General features: G+C 62.5%; 9 protein-coding genes and 1 pseudogene. All 10 read right to left on the bottom strand.

What is annotated here, in order from left to right; translation table 11 throughout:
* Positions 1-257, bottom strand: a pseudogene (locus tag BX592_RS30500) (alpha-ketoglutarate permease); the annotation flags it as partial.
* Between the two features lie 341 nt (positions 258-598).
* Positions 599-2,326 (bottom strand): SpoVR family protein, encoded by a 1,728-nt coding sequence (locus BX592_RS30495; RefSeq protein ID WP_134197017.1) that lies wholly within the window; start codon positions 2,324-2,326, stop codon positions 599-601.
* On the bottom strand, positions 2,323-3,591 hold the full coding sequence (locus BX592_RS30490) for a YeaH/YhbH family protein (protein ID WP_134197016.1): 1,269 nt from the start codon (positions 3,589-3,591) through the stop codon (positions 2,323-2,325). The genes BX592_RS30495 and BX592_RS30490 overlap by 4 nt, the downstream gene beginning before the upstream one ends.
* Positions 3,592-3,732: 141 nt before the next feature.
* Positions 3,733-5,655, bottom strand: coding sequence for a PrkA family serine protein kinase (locus BX592_RS30485; RefSeq protein WP_075157018.1), 1,923 nt, complete (start codon positions 5,653-5,655; stop codon positions 3,733-3,735).
* 1,138 nt (positions 5,656-6,793) lie between these two features.
* Complete coding sequence (locus BX592_RS30475) at positions 6,794-7,555, bottom strand: 2-keto-4-pentenoate hydratase (RefSeq protein WP_134197014.1); 762 nt, start codon at positions 7,553-7,555, stop codon at positions 6,794-6,796.
* Between the two features lie 454 nt (positions 7,556-8,009).
* Positions 8,010-9,818: a methyl-accepting chemotaxis protein gene (locus BX592_RS30470; RefSeq protein WP_134197013.1), complete on the bottom strand. Its 1,809-nt coding sequence runs from the start codon at positions 9,816-9,818 to the stop codon at positions 8,010-8,012.
* Positions 9,819-10,179: 361 nt separating this feature from the next.
* Complete coding sequence (gene rbsK / locus BX592_RS30465) at positions 10,180-11,109, bottom strand: ribokinase (protein WP_134197012.1); 930 nt, start codon at positions 11,107-11,109, stop codon at positions 10,180-10,182.
* 190 nt (positions 11,110-11,299) lie between these two features.
* Positions 11,300-12,331 carry a LacI family DNA-binding transcriptional regulator gene (locus BX592_RS30460; protein WP_134197011.1) on the bottom strand — a complete coding sequence of 344 codons (1,032 nt, stop codon included), beginning with the start codon at positions 12,329-12,331 and terminating at the stop codon, positions 11,300-11,302.
* A gap of 124 nt (positions 12,332-12,455) precedes the next feature.
* Complete coding sequence (locus BX592_RS30455) at positions 12,456-13,517, bottom strand: ABC transporter permease (RefSeq protein ID WP_134197020.1); 1,062 nt, start codon at positions 13,515-13,517, stop codon at positions 12,456-12,458.
* Between the two features lie 20 nt (positions 13,518-13,537).
* Positions 13,538-15,124 (bottom strand): sugar ABC transporter ATP-binding protein, encoded by a 1,587-nt coding sequence (locus BX592_RS30450; protein ID WP_134197010.1) that lies wholly within the window; start codon positions 15,122-15,124, stop codon positions 13,538-13,540.
* Positions 15,125-15,365: the final 241 nt, after the last annotated feature.

Below are 15,365 nucleotides of genomic sequence, written 5' to 3'. Positions count from 1 at the left end.
TTGTCGGCCAGACGGCCGAAGAACCAGCCGCCGATCGGGCGCATCAGGAAGCCCGCGGCAAACACGCCGGCGGTGTTGAGCAGCTGTGTGGTGGTGTCGCCCTTGGGGAAAAAGGCCGGTGCGAAATACAGCGCGCAGAACGAGTAGACGTAAAAATCGAACCACTCGACGAGATTGCCCGATGAGGCGCCGACGATCGCGAAGATACGCCTGCGCGTGTCCTGAGCCGATGAAGTGAATACAGTCTGGTCGACCATGGCTTTGTCTGTCCTGATTGGAATGGATTGAGCGGTCGTTTCGCCGCTTTCAGTTTCTCTATTGCCCCCGCACATCGTTCATATAAATGAAAGATTGCGCAGGGTCCGTATGTTAGCGGATATCGGCTCACGAAGTGGCGAAATCACGCTATTGGAATGAGAAACGGCCCAAAACCGGCCAAATCGGGGACAGTTTCGCGGTGCCATCGAAGCGAATGGCATTCCGCGCAAACGCGTGCGGATCCACGCGCGACATCTCTGGGGCAAATAAAAAAGCCAGCCCGAATCGGACTGGCCTCGATCAATCTTCGCCTTAACCGCCGTAATGTTCGGTAAGGCGATCAAATTCTGATTGTTGGCGCGGTGTAACGGCATTCATAGCGTTTGCGCACCGTCCCGTTCTCATCGACGCTCTCGAGAAACACGTCGAATTGCCACAGCCGCGCCATGTGCTTCAACACTTCGTCGCTGTCGTTCGACAGGTGCCGGTTGTCGCTCATGAAATGCCGCAGCGTCAGACTGCGGTCGCCGCGCGTGTTCACCGACCACACCTGAATGTTCGGCTCGCGATGATGCATGTCGTACTGTCGCGACAGCGCCTGACGCACGTATTGATAGCCGCTGTCGTCGTGAATCGCGGAAACTTCGAGCGCGTCGCGCATATCGTCGTCCAGCACCGAGAACAGGCGCATTTCGCGGATCAGATGCGGCGACAGATATTGCGCAATGAAACTCTCGTCCTTGAAGTTGCGCATCGCGTAATGCAAGGCCGGCAGCCACGGACTGCCCGCCAGCTCCGGGAACCAGCGGCGATCTTCCTCGGTCGGGTTCTCGCAGATGCGGCGGATGTCGCTCATCATCGAAAAGCCGAGCGCATACGGGTTGATACCGCTGTAGTACGGTTTCGTCACTGGCGGCTGATAGACGACGTTGCTGTGCGAGTGCAGGAACTCCATCATGAAGCCGTCTTCGAGCTTGCCCTCGTTGTACAGCGTGTTGAGCAGCGTGTAATGCCAGAACGTCGCCCAGCCTTCGTTCATCACCTGCGTTTGCCGCTGCGGGTAGAAGTACTGGCCGATCTTGCGCACGATGCGGATCACTTCGCGTTCCCACGGCTCGAGCAGCGGCGCGTTCTTCTCCGCGAAATACAGCAGGTTTTCCTGCGGTTCCGGCGGATAGCGCTCTTCCACTTCCTCGGGCAGCGCCACATGCCTGCTCGGCAGCGTGCGCCACAATTCGTTCACTTGCGACTGCAGATACGCTTCGCGCTCGCGGCGCGCTTCGAGCTCTTTATGCAGCGACAGTTTCTGCGGGCGCTTGTAGCGGTCCACACCGTAATTCATCAGCGCGTGGCACGAGTCGAGTAATTCTTCGACCCGATCGAGCCCATAGCGCTCCTCGCAATCGGCGATGTAGTTCTTCGCATAGACGAGGTAGTCGATAATCGCGTGCGCATCGGTCCACAAGCGGAACAGGTAGTTGCCCTTGAAGAACGAGTTGTGACCGTACGCCGCGTGCGCGATGACGAGCGCTTGCATCGTCATCGTGTTCTCTTCCATCAGATACGCGATACACGGGTTCGAGTTGATCACGATCTCGTACGCGAGACCCATCTGCCCGCGCCGGTAGCTCTTCTCGGTCGACAGGAAGTGCTTGCCGAACGACCAGTGACGGTAGTTGACCGGCATGCCGACCGATGCGTAAGCATCCATCATCTGCTCTGAGCTGATCAGCTCGAGCTGGATCGGATACACATCGAGTTCATATTGCTCCGCAACATGCGAGATGTGTGTGTCGTATTCTTCGATCAGCTCGAAGGTCCAGTCGGACGGGCACGGCAACGGCCGTCTGTCGGCAACGTTCATACGGACTTCCCTTTGCCCATCGGTGGGCGCCCCGGTTTGTCCCTGTGCGTGAGCGGCTTCGCGTGGTCCGCCCTTTCCAGCATCGGGCTCGTAGACCTTGTGTACGCCGGTATCGGCATGCTCCGCGTTGCTGCCCGTCTGCACGCCTTTCTTTCGCTGCGGCTCATAGCCGCGCGCTTCGTTATGCAAATGTCGCGTCGTCATACTTCCACATGTTTCTCGAACAGTTCACGGAACACCGGATAAATATCCGCGGCTGTTTCGACCTTCTTCATCGCCAGATGAGGGACCGTTTGCGCAAGTTGCGCATATTCGAGCCACAGATTCTGCTCTTCGGGCGTCACCTGAATATAGGCAAAATACCGCACCTTCTCGAGGATGTCATCTGCAAGGATCTTGCGGCACTTTGGCGAATCGTCGGTCCAATTGTCACCGTCCGACGCTTGCGCGCCGTAAATATTCCATTCAGTGGGGGAATAGCGCTCGTCGAGGATTTTCTGCATCAACTCGAGCGCGCTCGATACGACCGTGCCGCCGCTTTCGGTCGAATGAAAGAACGTGTCTTCATCGACTTCCTCCGCACGCGTGTGATGGCGGATGAAGACGACCTCGATGCGCTCGTAGTTCCGCTTCAGAAACAGATACAGCAGAATGAAAAAGCGCTTCGCGAGGTCCTTGCGTTGCTCGTCCATCGAGCCCGACACATCCATTAGACAAAACATCACCGCCTGGCTCGACGGCTGCGGCTGCTTCACGCGGTTCACGTAGCGCAGATCGAACGGATCGATAAAAGGTATGCGCCAGATGCGGCCGCGCAGATGGTGAATCTGTTCTTCGAGCAGCTTGATTTCGTCGCGTCGATCGGCCGGGTCGGCCTTCATCTCTTCGAGCTGCTGCTCGAGCTCGTGCAGTTCATTGACGAGCGGCGCACCGAGCGCGATGCGCCGGCCCAGCGCGCTGCGCAGCGAGCGCACGACGTCGATGTTGTTCGGCGTGCCTTCCGCAGCCCATCCCGCGCGAATGCTCTTCCATGTGGGCACCGCGAGCAGATGGGTTTTGACCAGGCGCGGCAGTTCGAGGTCGTCGAAAAAGTACTGCATGAACTCTTCACGCGACAGCTCGAACACGAAGTCGTCCTGCCCTTCGCCTTCGTTGCTCGCGTTGCCGCCGCCCCCGCCGCCGCCACCGCCCTGCGGGCGCGCAATCTTGTCGCCGCGGATATAGTCGGAGTTGCCGGGATGGACCAGTTCGCGCCGGCCGCCCGGGCCATGCCGGAACGACGGTTCAGCGATGTCCTTGCGCGGAATCGTGATGCTCTGCGTGCTTTGAATGTCTTTGATGCTGCGGTCGCGCACCGCATCGGACACGGCGCGCCGAATGTAACTCTTTACGCGACGCAAGAAGCGTTCGCGATTTGCAATGCTCTTGTTCTTGCCTGCCAGCCTGCGGTCGATGATTTGATGAAGCACACCCGGTCTCCCGCTTCGATGTCGAACACGCAAGACGCAAGTTGTGCATGCAACCTCAGGTCGATGCCGCTTGCGACTTGCAAGGGGCCCGCGCGGCGCGGTTCGATAAACCCGCGCCGCGCGGGCTGTGCGTGTCGCGTGTCATGACGACTTGCGCACGCGCAGGTACCAGTCACACAAGAGCCGTACCTGCTTCGGCGTGTAGCCTTTCGTGACCATCCGGTTGACGAAGTCCTCGTGCTTGCGCTGCTCCTCCGCCGACCCTTTCGCATTGAACGAAATGACCGGCAAAAGTTCTTCCGTGTTCGAGAACATCTTCTTTTCAATCACGACGCGCAGCTTTTCATAGCTGATCCACGCGGGATTCTTGCCGCCGTTCGCCGCACGTGCGCGCAGCACAAAGTTGACGATCTCGTTGCGGAAGTCCTTCGGATTGCTGATGCCCGCGGGCTTCTCGATCTTCTCCAGTTCCGCGTTCAACGCGGCACGGTCGAAGCTCTCGCCGGTGTCATGATCGCGGAATTCCTGGTCTTGTATCCAGAAGTCCGCATAGGTGACATAGCGGTCAAAGATGTTTTGACCATACTCGGAATACGACTCCAGATACGCGGTCTGAATCTCCTTGCCGATAAATTCCGCATAGCGTGACGCGAGCACATCCTTGATGAACGACAGATACTTCTGTTCGGTTTCCGGCGGGAACTGCTCACGCTCGATCTGCTGTTCGAGCACATACATCAGATGCACCGGATTCGCCGCGACTTCCGTCGTATCGAAGTTGAACACACGTGACAAGATCTTGAACGCGAACCGCGTCGAGACGCCCGTCATCCCCTCATCAACACCTGCGAAGTCACGATATTCCTGGTATGACTTCGCTTTCGGGTCCGTGTCCTTCAGATTCTCGCCGTCATACACCTGCATCTTCGAGAAGAGGCTCGAGTTCTCGGGCTCCTGCAAACGCGTGAGCACCGACATCTGCGCCATCATTTTCAGCGTGCCGGGCGCACACACCGCATTCGCGAGCGACGAGTTGCGCAGCAACTTCTCATAAATTTTCATTTCTTCCGAGTAGCGCAGGCAGTACGGCACCTTCACGACGAAGATCCGGTCGAGCAGCGCCTCGTTGTTGCGATTGTTACGGAATGCCTTCCACTCGGACTCGTTCGAGTGCGCGAGAATCACGCCGTCGAAGGGAATCGCGCCGAACCCTTCCGTGCCCTTGAAGTTGCCTTCCTGGGTTGCGGTAAGCAGCGGGTGCAGCACCTTGATTGGCGCCTTGAACATTTCGACGAACTCGAGCAAGCCCTGATTCGCGAGACACAGGCCGCCCGAATAGCTGTATGCGTCGGCATCGTCCTGCGCATATTGCTCGAGCTTGCGGATATCGACCTTGCCGACCAGCGATGAAATGTCCTGGTTGTTTTCATCGCCAGGCTCGGTCTTCGCAATACCGATCTGCCGCAGAATGGACGGATAGCGGCGCACCACGCGGAACTTGCGGATATCGCCGTTGTACTCATGCAGGCGCTTGACCGCCCACGGACTCAGGATGCTCTTCAGGTAACGGCGCGGAATGCCGTATTGCTCTTCGAGTATCGGACCGTCTTCGTCGTAGTCGAACAGACCCAGTGGCGATTCATTGACGGGTGAACCCTTGATCGAATAGAACGGCACGCGTTCCATCAGTTGCTTGAGGCGCTCTGCAATTGAAGACTTGCCACCGCCCACCGGCCCCAACAGATAGAGAATCTGTTTCTTTTCTTCGAGCCCCTGAGCGGCGTGCCTGAAGTACGCAACGACCTGCTCGATCACATCTTCCATTCCGTAGAACTCACGGAACGCGGGGTAAACCTTGATGACCTTGTTCGCGAAGATCCGCGACATGCGCGGGTCGTTACGCGTATCGATCTGTTCAGGCTCTCCGATTGCCGTCAACATGCGCTCGCCAGCAGTGGCGTACGCGGCGGGATTGTCTTTGCAGAGCGCGAGGTACTCTTCGAGCGAAAATTCCTCCTCTCTCGTTTTCTCGAAGCGGGTCGCGAAACTGCTGTAGATATCCATGCTACCTCCTCGCCGAAGTCTGGAACGATGCCGTGCGCGGCGCGCCATCAGGAAGCGTCATCGTTCGAATTCATCCTAAACCCTTTTAAATTTTTTTTCACGAACTACGTTAAGAAATCGCCTCACAGCGAATGCGGGCAAGCTTCACTTGAAGACGCCGTTTCGGTCACCTACAATCTCCGGCCGCTCGCGACGATCAAAGCGCGAATCAATGCGGCGACGCCTTCCTTGCCTTTTCAACCACTCGCAACCTGTGCACCCGGCTGCGCATTCACTCATGCAACCGCTCGACTGATCGCAGCGTTGCATCGAACGTACCTCAAACTGCGATTGCGTGCGCGATCGCGCGCAGCAAGTGCTTCCATCATCCGTTTCAGTCCGTTTCAGCGCCGCTACGTTCGCTGCTTCTGCAACGGTCTGATACACCTGCGCCGTGTCGTCTTTTCCGGCACCTTCGCAAAGTCATCGGCGACATGCGGTGTGGTGCCCCACATTGCGCCGCACCGTAAGCGTGCGATCCGTCTCGCAATGCGGCCTGGCGCTCCCATCCACTCGCGTTCGAGCCGCTATTTACCTTAACGTGCGCCACGCGGCAAACGACGACATTGCAACGCGCTGTTACACGTTTGTGCGTACCCGGCTATTCGTCCCCGCATACCTGATTTCGTTCAACATCGACTGACAACATTGCATCTGAAACATGCGCAACACACTGTGCGCGACAGGTGCGGAAAACCGCGTCGTCCGCAGGGTCGGCGCGTGAAGTTCGCGACAGCGTTCAGCGGTGCGCGTCTTTGCGCACCCGCCAGTAAGCCACCCGCGAGGCAACCGCTGGCGACGTCCGTTTTTCTCGCGTCCCTGGCTGTATGACGGTTCGTCGGAGCCGCATCTGAATCAGTAGATACACGGTATGCGCGGCTCATTGCTATCAATGAGCGTACCTGCGCGTAGCGGATGTGGGATGTGCGACGACCCGGTGCGATGGCCGCATTCGGCAAGCGATGCGCGGCGCACGCGATCGCGCGTGACATCGCGCACCTGCACGACGCACGCGTGTGCGGCAACGGTTCAGGTGAGCCCGGAATCGGCCAGCCGTAATCAGCCATCCCTAATGGGGCGCCCCTGATGGGCCAGCCGTTCAGACAAGTTCGACTTCGACTTCGCCGAGGCCGTCGATATGACCGCGCACCATGCCCGGTTCGGCGATCGAATGCGCGCCGACATAGGAACCGGTTGTAATCGTCCACGTGGGTTCGATGGTGATGCCCATCGCCGCGCAATGATTGACGAACCAGACGAGCAGCTCACGCGGATCGCCCGCCGGATTGCCCGGCGCTTCGGGCACGAGCGATGCACCGTTGAACGCCAGTTCCAGTTCTGGCGACACGAAGTCGAAACTGCGCGCAAGGCTCGCGTAGCTGACCGGACGACCGGTCACGAGCGCGCCATTGTTCTGCGCGTCGGCGAGTTGCGCGAGCGGCGTGATATTCGGCCATTCGGCGAAGCGGCTATCGACGATTTCAAGCGTCGGCAGCACGGTGCCGACCAGCGTCAGCACTTCGTCGCGCGCGTAGGACTGCGCGCGCGGCGCAACCGGTTCGGCAAAACGGAACGCAATTTCAAGTTCGATCAGCACACGAAAAAACGACTGTCGCTCGACGCGCGCCGGCGACGCGAACGTCAGCGGCGCCGGAATCGGCGCGCCCGACGCGTCGCCGCCCGGCGAACGGGCACCGATTTTCCACGCACCGGTCACGCAGCCAAGGCCCGCGATCACCGCCTGCTGGATCGCATACGCGGTCGCCGCGTCGGGCGGCAGGCAGCCGGACGGTAGCGATTCGATTGCACGGTGCTGGCGGCGTGCCGAGATCAGGCGCTGCGCGAGGTCGGGTTGCGTCATGTCGTTCCTTTCTGGCTGTCGTGTTGAACGGCGCGTTGAACGGATACGGATGCAAAAACAACGGCAAAAACAACGTGCGCTCGGGGCTGGCGGAGGTCGGTATGCGCCGAAATCGTGCAAAGATGAAACGCCACCGGTTCAGGCGGGATTTCAGCCATTTTTCGACGCTGATTTGCAGCATTCCGTACGCTTTCAGACATAAAAGCGCCGCGATAGCGGACGCCTCGTCCACATATCGGACAGCGACACTCGACAGCCTGCCCGCCAATGTACCGGAACAAAGATACGGCGGGTCAATTCGAGTGTAGAGAATGCGAAAAGGATTGCAGCAGCGAATCGCCAGCGATGCCGGCGGCCTTGCAGAAGCGTGGCGCGCCGGCAATCTGGGCGAATCCGAGCGGCGGCCGCGCCGCCGCGGGTGATCAGCCGGCCAGAATGGCGACCGGCGCTGGGTTCAGAATGTTTCCCAATCCTGGTCGGTGGCGCTGGCCGACAGCCCCGCTGGCGCAGGAACGGGTGCAGCGGACGACGGCGGCGCGCCGCGGCTTTCGTGATGCACTGCAGATTGCACGCCGCTTTGCGCGCGCTTATGCCCGCCCTCGTATGCCGCTTTCTGCAAACTCTGCTGCGGCGCGCGCTGCGCGACGGCCGGCGCCGCGGGCCGGCGCAACGACGCGACCGCAGCGCTCGTCCTGCCGGGCGATGGATCCGCAGCGATTGCGGCATCTTCGACGTCGAACACGGCCACCGCGGTGCGCAGTTTCTGCGCCTGGTCTTCGAGCGATTGCGCGGCAGCCGCTGCCTGCTCGACGAGCGCGGCATTCTGCTGGGTCGCTTCGTCCATTTGCGCGACCGCGCGCGCGACCTGGTCGATGCCGCCGCTCTGCTCCGACGACGCCGCGGCGATCTCACCCATGATGTCGGTGACGCGCTGCACCGCACCGATGATTTCGGTCATCGTACGGCCCGCTTCGTCGACTAGCGCCGAGCCCGACTGCACACGTTCGACAGAGGTGTCGATCAATTCCTTGATCTCCTTCGCCGCCGCCGACGAGCGCTGCGCGAGACTGCGCACTTCACCGGCGACCACCGCAAAGCCACGGCCCTCCTCGCCTGCGCGCGCCGCCTCGACCGCCGCGTTCAGCGCGAGGATATTGGTCTGGAATGCGATGCCTTCGATGATCGTGATGATGTCGGCGATCTTCGCCGAACTCTGATTGATCTCGCCCATCGTGCCGACCACCTGTCCGACTACCGAGCTGCCCTTGTTCGCGATGTCCGACGCATTCGCGGCCAGCGCGCTCGCCTGGCGTGCATTCTCGGCGTTCTGTTTCACCGTGCCGGTGAGTTCTTCCATGCTCGCGGCGGTTTGCTGCAGTGCGGACGCCTGCTCCTCGGTTCGCGACGACAAGTCGATATTGCCGGCGGCGATTTCGCGGGTGGCGGTCGCGATCGAGTCGCTGCCGCTGCGCACCGATTGCACGGTCGCGACGAGGCTGCGCTGCATCTTCGCGATGCCATCGATGATCTGGCCCATTTCGTCGCGCGAATGCGCGACCACCGGGCGCCGCAGATCGCCTGCGGCGATTGCGTCGAAGTGGCCAAGCGCGTCGGCGAGGGGCCGCGCGATTGCACGGCGCAGCGTCAGCCAGGCAAGGAAGGCCGCGATCAGGCCGGTGGCTAGCGTCACGATACCGACGATGCGAAACGTATTGAAGGTCGACTCGGACGCGTCGTAATCCTGTTTCGACGATTCGAACTGGAATTTGCGCAGTTCGGCCGCCGCATTGGCCATCTCGTTGTAAGTCGCTTGCAGGCGTTTGGCGCCGTCGACCAGTTTGTCCCGGTCGTTCGCGGTGACGATCGCGACAAATGCGTCCATCGCCTGATACAGCGCGTCGCGCCTGGCCGACACGACCTGCGCGAGGCGGTCCTCGTTGGCATCGTGCGGAATGTCGAGATAGCGTTTCCATCCGTCATGCGCCGACGAACGCATCGTGCGGGCGCGCTCGAGCGTCGCGGCGACCTCCGGCGTGCCAAGCAGGAATGCGGCGCGGTCGAGCGCGAGGCGTTCACGGGCCGCGTACATCTCCATCTTGTCGATCGCGACCGCCGCCGGCATGTTGCCGTTGAAGGTGTCTTCCAGCGCATGGTTCGAGCGGCTCATGCCTATCATTCCCAGCGCGCTCGTCGCCGCGAGGAGTACCGCCAGAAATGCCATTGCGACGCCAATCCGCGCGTTGATCGTAATGCCCTTGCCCATGTTTTTTATCTGCCCTGTCGAGAGTGATGGCTGCGTACGCAGTCCCGTGCGTGGCGTGGGGTGACTGCTTGCCAATGACGATCCTCGGCGCCTTGATCCGGAACCGGGATGAGGCGCTCTTGAGGTTGTTTACGACAGGAGGCCTAAAAATCTTGAAATTTTTATATGGTCTGAAGATTACAAGTCGGTAAATTGTAATTGTTGCAAGATTTCGTCATCAATTTGTAGTATTGGCAATACCTGATACGCAAATCGGTCCATCGCCGGACAAGCGACGGGTTGGCTCGCGAGAAAGCGATCGAGGAGGAAGGGAGGTACCGGAAGAAAGGACACGAGACGCCACCGGCGCGGCGGCGCTCCGTCAGCGTGCGTCGACTTCCACGCGCGTCGGAATGGACGGCTGCGCGCCGGCGCGCGTCACCGACAGCGCCGCGGCCCGCTGCGCGAAGCGGATCGCATCGTCGAGCGGCGCGCGTTGCGCGAGTTGCGCGGCGAAGCCGCCGATAAACGTGTCGCCTGCCGCGGTCGTATCCACGGCGGCCACGCGCGGCGCGGCAAAATGCACCGGCGCGGCATCGCCGAGCGCGGCGAGCACGCCTTGCGCGCCGAGCGTAACGATCACATTGCGGGCGCCCGCGTCGCGCAACGCCGCAGCGGCCGCTGCGGCTTCATCCGGCGTGCGCACGGGTAGCCCGGTCAGCGTCGCGGCCTCGAGTTCGTTCGGAATCAGGTAATCGACAAGCGCAAGCCACGCTGCGGGCAGCGGTCCGGCAGCCGGCGCCGGATTCAGTACCACCGTCTTGCCGTGCCGATGCGCAGCGGTCAGTGCCGCATGCACGGTATCGGGCGGGGTTTCGAGCTGGCAGATCACGACCTCGGCGGCGGCCAGCACCGCGTCGTGGCGTGCGATGGTCGCCGGTGTGACTTCACCGTTGCTGCCAGCGACGATCACGATCGAATTCTGCGAGCCGTCGTCGACGATAATCAGCGCGACCCCAGTCGGCGCGGTCGTGCTGGTCTCGAGCGCCGCGCAATCGATCCGCTCTGCCTCGAGTCCCGCGCGCAGTTGCGCGCCATTCGCGTCGGCGCCGACGCAGCCGAGCATCGCGACCTGCGCGCCGAGACGCGCGGCCGCGACCGCCTGGTTGCCGCCCTTGCCACCCGGTACCTGCGCGAAGGTTCGCCCGGCGAGCGTCTCGCCCGGCTGCGGCATGCGCGGCGCGCGCGCGACGAGATCCATGTTCAGGCTGCCGACCACCGCCACGCGCGCATTCGTTTGATTCACCGCCAAGCTTGTCCCCTACGTTGTTTCCAGCGTTGTCTTCCGTTCGTTGCCGCGCTGTTTTGCCGCGCTGTTTTGCCGCGCTGTTTTGCCGCGCTGTTTTGCCGCGCTGTTTTGCCGCTTTGTCCCTGCGTTGCCGGTTGCACTGCCCCAGCGCCGTCCCGCTGACCGATGCGCTCAGACCGCGCGGCGGTAATGCTTACGCGGCGACGCCACTACGGCGTGCGCCGCCCCAGGCCGCGGTCGATTCGCGCAGCACGAGACGCGGCGCAATCACGCGACGCCGGCCAGGCGCGCTCGTCACGCTGCCGGTGATCCGTTCGATCAGCGTCTGCGCGGCCATATCGCCGAGCGCACGCACCGATTGCCCGACCGTCGACAGTGCCGGGTACGTGAAACTGCCAAGCTCGATGTCGTCGAAACCGATGACCGAGCAGTCGCGCGGCACGTCGATACCGCGCTCGGCCGCGGCGCGCAGCGCGCCGATACCCATCATGTCGTTGCACGCGAAAATCGCCGACGGTTGCACGGTGTCGAACAGCCGGCTCGCGGCCCAGTGGCCGCCCATGCCGGAAAAATCGCTTTCGACGATCGCATCCGGCGCGATTTCGATGCCCCGCTCGGCCATCGCGCGAATAAAGCCATGTACGCGCATCGCGCTGACCGCGGTCTCGACCGGTCCGGTAATACAGCCGATCTTCACGTGGCCAAGCTGCAATAGATGGCGCGTCGCCAGATACGCGCCCTTCTCGTGATCGATCTGCACGAGGTCCGCGTTCACCCCTTCGATGTTCCGATCGACAATCACGAGCGGTTCGCGCGAATCGGCCAGCGTCTTCGCCAGCACTGCGTCGTCGCCGGCGGACGCGACGATCAGCCCGTCGATGCGCTTTTCCTGTAGCACGCGCAAGTAGCTGCGCTGCTTCGACGGATCGTCGTCCGAGTTGCAGAAGAACACGCAGTAGCCGTTGCGCGCGCAACCGTCCTCGATGCCGCGCGCAAGCTCCGCGAAGTACGGATTCGTGCTGTTCGGCACCACGAGGCCGATCGTCGCGGTCGAGCGCGCCTTCAGCGAGCGCGCGACTGCCGACGGCACGTAGTTCAGCTGGTGGATCGCGCGTTCAACCTTCGCGCGCACATCCGCCGATACCGGCCGCGAATTGTTCACGACATGCGACACCGTCGTGAACGACACGCCTGCCGCTGCCGCTACATCCTTGATCGTCGCCATAACCTGTTGCTCCCCTGCCTGTTTTCACTGCTCATCGATGCGGCCGGTCCGCGGCGCGGCCGTCCGCCCGCGTAACGCCTCACGTACCCGCCGCACGCGTTTTCCCATGTGCCACGTCCACCCGTCACGCCCGTTTGCGGCGGCTGCGATACGTGTCGAGCACAACCGCCACGACAATCACCGCACCCGTAATGATGCGCTTGGTTGGCTCATTTGCGCCAATTTGCGCGAGTCCCGCGGCCAGAACCGAGATGATCAACACGCCAAAAAACGTGCTGATCACCGAACCGCGCCCGCCCATCAGGCTCGTGCCGCCGATCACGACGGCCGCGATCACCTGCAGTTCGAGACCGACGCCCGCGTTCGGGTCGGCGGCCTCGAGCCGCGAGATCTGGAATAGCGCCGCGAGCCCGGACAGCGCGCCCATCAACGCAAATACAATCACCTTGTACGGACGCGGATTCACGCCCGCGAGACGCACCGCTTCCTCGTTCGTGCCGATGCCGACAAGATAGCGGCCGAACACGGTGCGCGTGAGCACCAGTTGCGCGACGACCATCACCGCGACCGCGATCAGGAACGCCGGCGAGATGCCGACCGCGATCGGGTTCGACAGGAAATCGAACGCGTCGCCGATGTATGCGGTGCGCGAGTTCGTGATCTGGTACGCAACTCCTCGCGCCGCTTCGAGCACACCCAGCGACACGATAAACGACGGAATCCGCCAGCCAACCGTGACCGCGCCGGTCAGCGTGCCGGTTAGCGCGGCGGCCGCCAGACCGAGCACGGCCGCCGGTAGCGGCCCCCAACCCCACTTCAGCGTCGCGACGCTCACCACCGATGCGCCTAGCGCGAGTACCGAGCCGACCGACAGATCGATCCCCGCGATGATCAGCACGAAGGTCATGCCGACGGCCATCACGACGAGATCGGGAATCTGGTTCGCGATCGTGCTGAACGTGTCGTAGGTCAGAAAATGCGAGCTCAGCAACGAAAACAGCACGATCATCGCGGCGAGCGCGCCAGCCAGCCCGAGGTAATTCGAGAACCCGAGGCGCGTGCCCGCCGGCTTGCCGCTCGCGAGCGGCGCGGACGGGTCGTGCGCGACGGGCGACGCGGAAGGCGCCGCGCCGCGCGTGCCGGTTGCCGGCGCACCGCTGCCGCCTGCGCGTGGCTCCTCGCTCATCGGGACGCGCGGCGATTCGATCACGACAGCGCTCCCGCAGGGTGCGTCGCGAGCAGCGCATCGCGGCTTCGATAACCGGCGAACGCCGCCGCCAGCAGCGCGTCCTGCGACCATGCATCGCGCTCGAAAATGCCCGTCATCCGGCCCGCCGACATCACGCCGATCCGGTCGCAGATCAGCATCAGCTCGCGCAGATCGCTCGACACGACGACTAGCGCGCGCCCCTCGCGTGCGAGCGCTCCCATCAAACCGTAAATATCGAACTTCGCGCCAACGTCGATGCCGCGCGTCGGCTCGTCGAACAGCAGCACCGTGCAATCGCGCGCGAGCCAGCGGCCGATCACGACCTTCTGCTGGTTGCCGCCGGACAACTCGCCGACCGGCTGCGCGGGCCCGGACGTGCGAATCCGCAGTGTGTCGATCTGCCGGTTCGCGAGCGCGTTTTCGCGCTTCGGGTCAACGACGCCATGCGGCGCGACGCTGCCGATGTTACCGAGCGAGATGTTCGCGGCCACTGGTTGCGGCAGCAACAATCCTTCGCCCTTGCGGTCTTCGGTGATCAGCGCAATGCCGTGGCGCACCGCATCGGCCGGCGACGCGATCCGCACCGGCGCGGGCGCCATGCCCGGCGCGGCGGACAACGACACCGTGCCGCGATCCTTCGCATCGGCGCCGTAAATCAGGCGCATCAGTTCGGTGCGGCCCGCGCCGATCAGCCCGCTGATGCCAAAAATTTCGCCTGCGCGCACGTCGAACGTGACGTCGCGCACCACATCGGCTCGACCGAGTCCATCGACCTTCAGCAGCGGCGCGCCGATCCGGCGTTCGCCAAGATCGATCCGCTCGCCAAGCTCGCGGCCGACCATCAGCGTGACGATCTGGTCGCTCGTCAGGTTCGCCATCGCGTCGACGCACACGAGCCTGCCGTCGCGCAGCACCGCGACACGTTCGGCGACCCGCGCGAGTTCCTCGAGCCGGTGCGAGATATAGACGAGCGCGACGCCGCGCGCCTTCAGCCGGTCGATCTGTTCGAACAGCAGGTCGACTTCGCGAGCCGTCAGCATCGCGGTCGGTTCGTCCAGAATGAGCACGCGGCAATCGCCGATCAGGTTGCGCGCGATCTCGACCATCTGCTGATGACCGATGCCCAGCTCGCCGACCAGCGTGTCCGGGTCGATCGCTTCGAGCCCGACTTGCGCCATCGCATCGCGCGCATCGTCGTGCAGACGACGCCGGTCGATCCAGCCGAGCGGAATGCCGCCACGCTTCGGCAAGCGGTTCAGAAACAGGTTCTCGGCAACCGACAGCGTCGGCAGCAGATTCAGCTCCTGCATCACCATGCGGACGCCGAGCGCTTCCGCGTCGGTTCGACTGGCCGGTGCGTACGGCGCGCCGGCGAGCCGCATTGCGCCGGCAGTGGGCGCGACCAGTCCGCCGATGATCTTCGACAGCGTGCTTTTGCCCGCGCCGTTTTCGCCGGTTAACGCCAGCACTTCGCCGGCGCGCAGCGTAAGCGCGACATCGGAAAGCACCGGTTCGGCATAGGTCTTGCCGATTCCGGTGACTGACAACACGGCAGTCAATGCGTCGTGGTCGGTCGAATCCATTGTGATCAAGGTTCCGGGCCGCCGCGTCGGGTTTCGTCCGCCGTTGTACGACGGGCGTTGCGGCGCCGGGCAGCCACGCATGTCATGTCGCCATGCTGCGCGGATTTCGTTTGCGGATTACGCGAGGCATTGCTATGCCCCGCCAGCCGTCATGACGCTTAACCCGATATCGGCCGCACAGCGGATTTCTTTAGCAATTGTTGAATTGGCGCAAGACGATGCGGCGATTGCGAAAAAGTAC

It is taken from the genome of Paraburkholderia rhizosphaerae (assembly GCF_004366595.1).
Taxonomy (GTDB): Bacteria; Pseudomonadota; Gammaproteobacteria; order Burkholderiales; family Burkholderiaceae; genus Paraburkholderia; species Paraburkholderia rhizosphaerae.
This window is presented reverse-complemented; position numbering and strand designations above follow the sequence as displayed.

What these genes read in the sequence shown, in the direction of transcription:
- BX592_RS30485 (WP_075157018.1), bottom strand. Translation starts at nt 5,655, where the DNA reads ATGGATATCTACAGCAGTTTCGCGACCCGCTTCGAGAAAACGAGAGAG.
- BX592_RS30495 (WP_134197017.1), bottom strand. Translation starts at nt 2,326, where the DNA reads ATGACGACGCGACATTTGCATAACGAAGCGCGCGGCTATGAGCCGCAG.
- BX592_RS30475 (WP_134197014.1), bottom strand. Translation starts at nt 7,555, where the DNA reads ATGACGCAACCCGACCTCGCGCAGCGCCTGATCTCGGCACGCCGCCAG.
- BX592_RS30460 (WP_134197011.1), bottom strand. Translation starts at nt 12,331, where the DNA reads ATGGCGACGATCAAGGATGTAGCGGCAGCGGCAGGCGTGTCGTTCACG.
- BX592_RS30470 (WP_134197013.1), bottom strand. Translation starts at nt 9,818, where the DNA reads ATGGGCAAGGGCATTACGATCAACGCGCGGATTGGCGTCGCAATGGCA.
- BX592_RS30450 (WP_134197010.1), bottom strand. Translation starts at nt 15,124, where the DNA reads ATGGATTCGACCGACCACGACGCATTGACTGCCGTGTTGTCAGTCACC.
- BX592_RS30455 (WP_134197020.1), bottom strand. Translation starts at nt 13,517, where the DNA reads ATGAGCGAGGAGCCACGCGCAGGCGGCAGCGGTGCGCCGGCAACCGGC.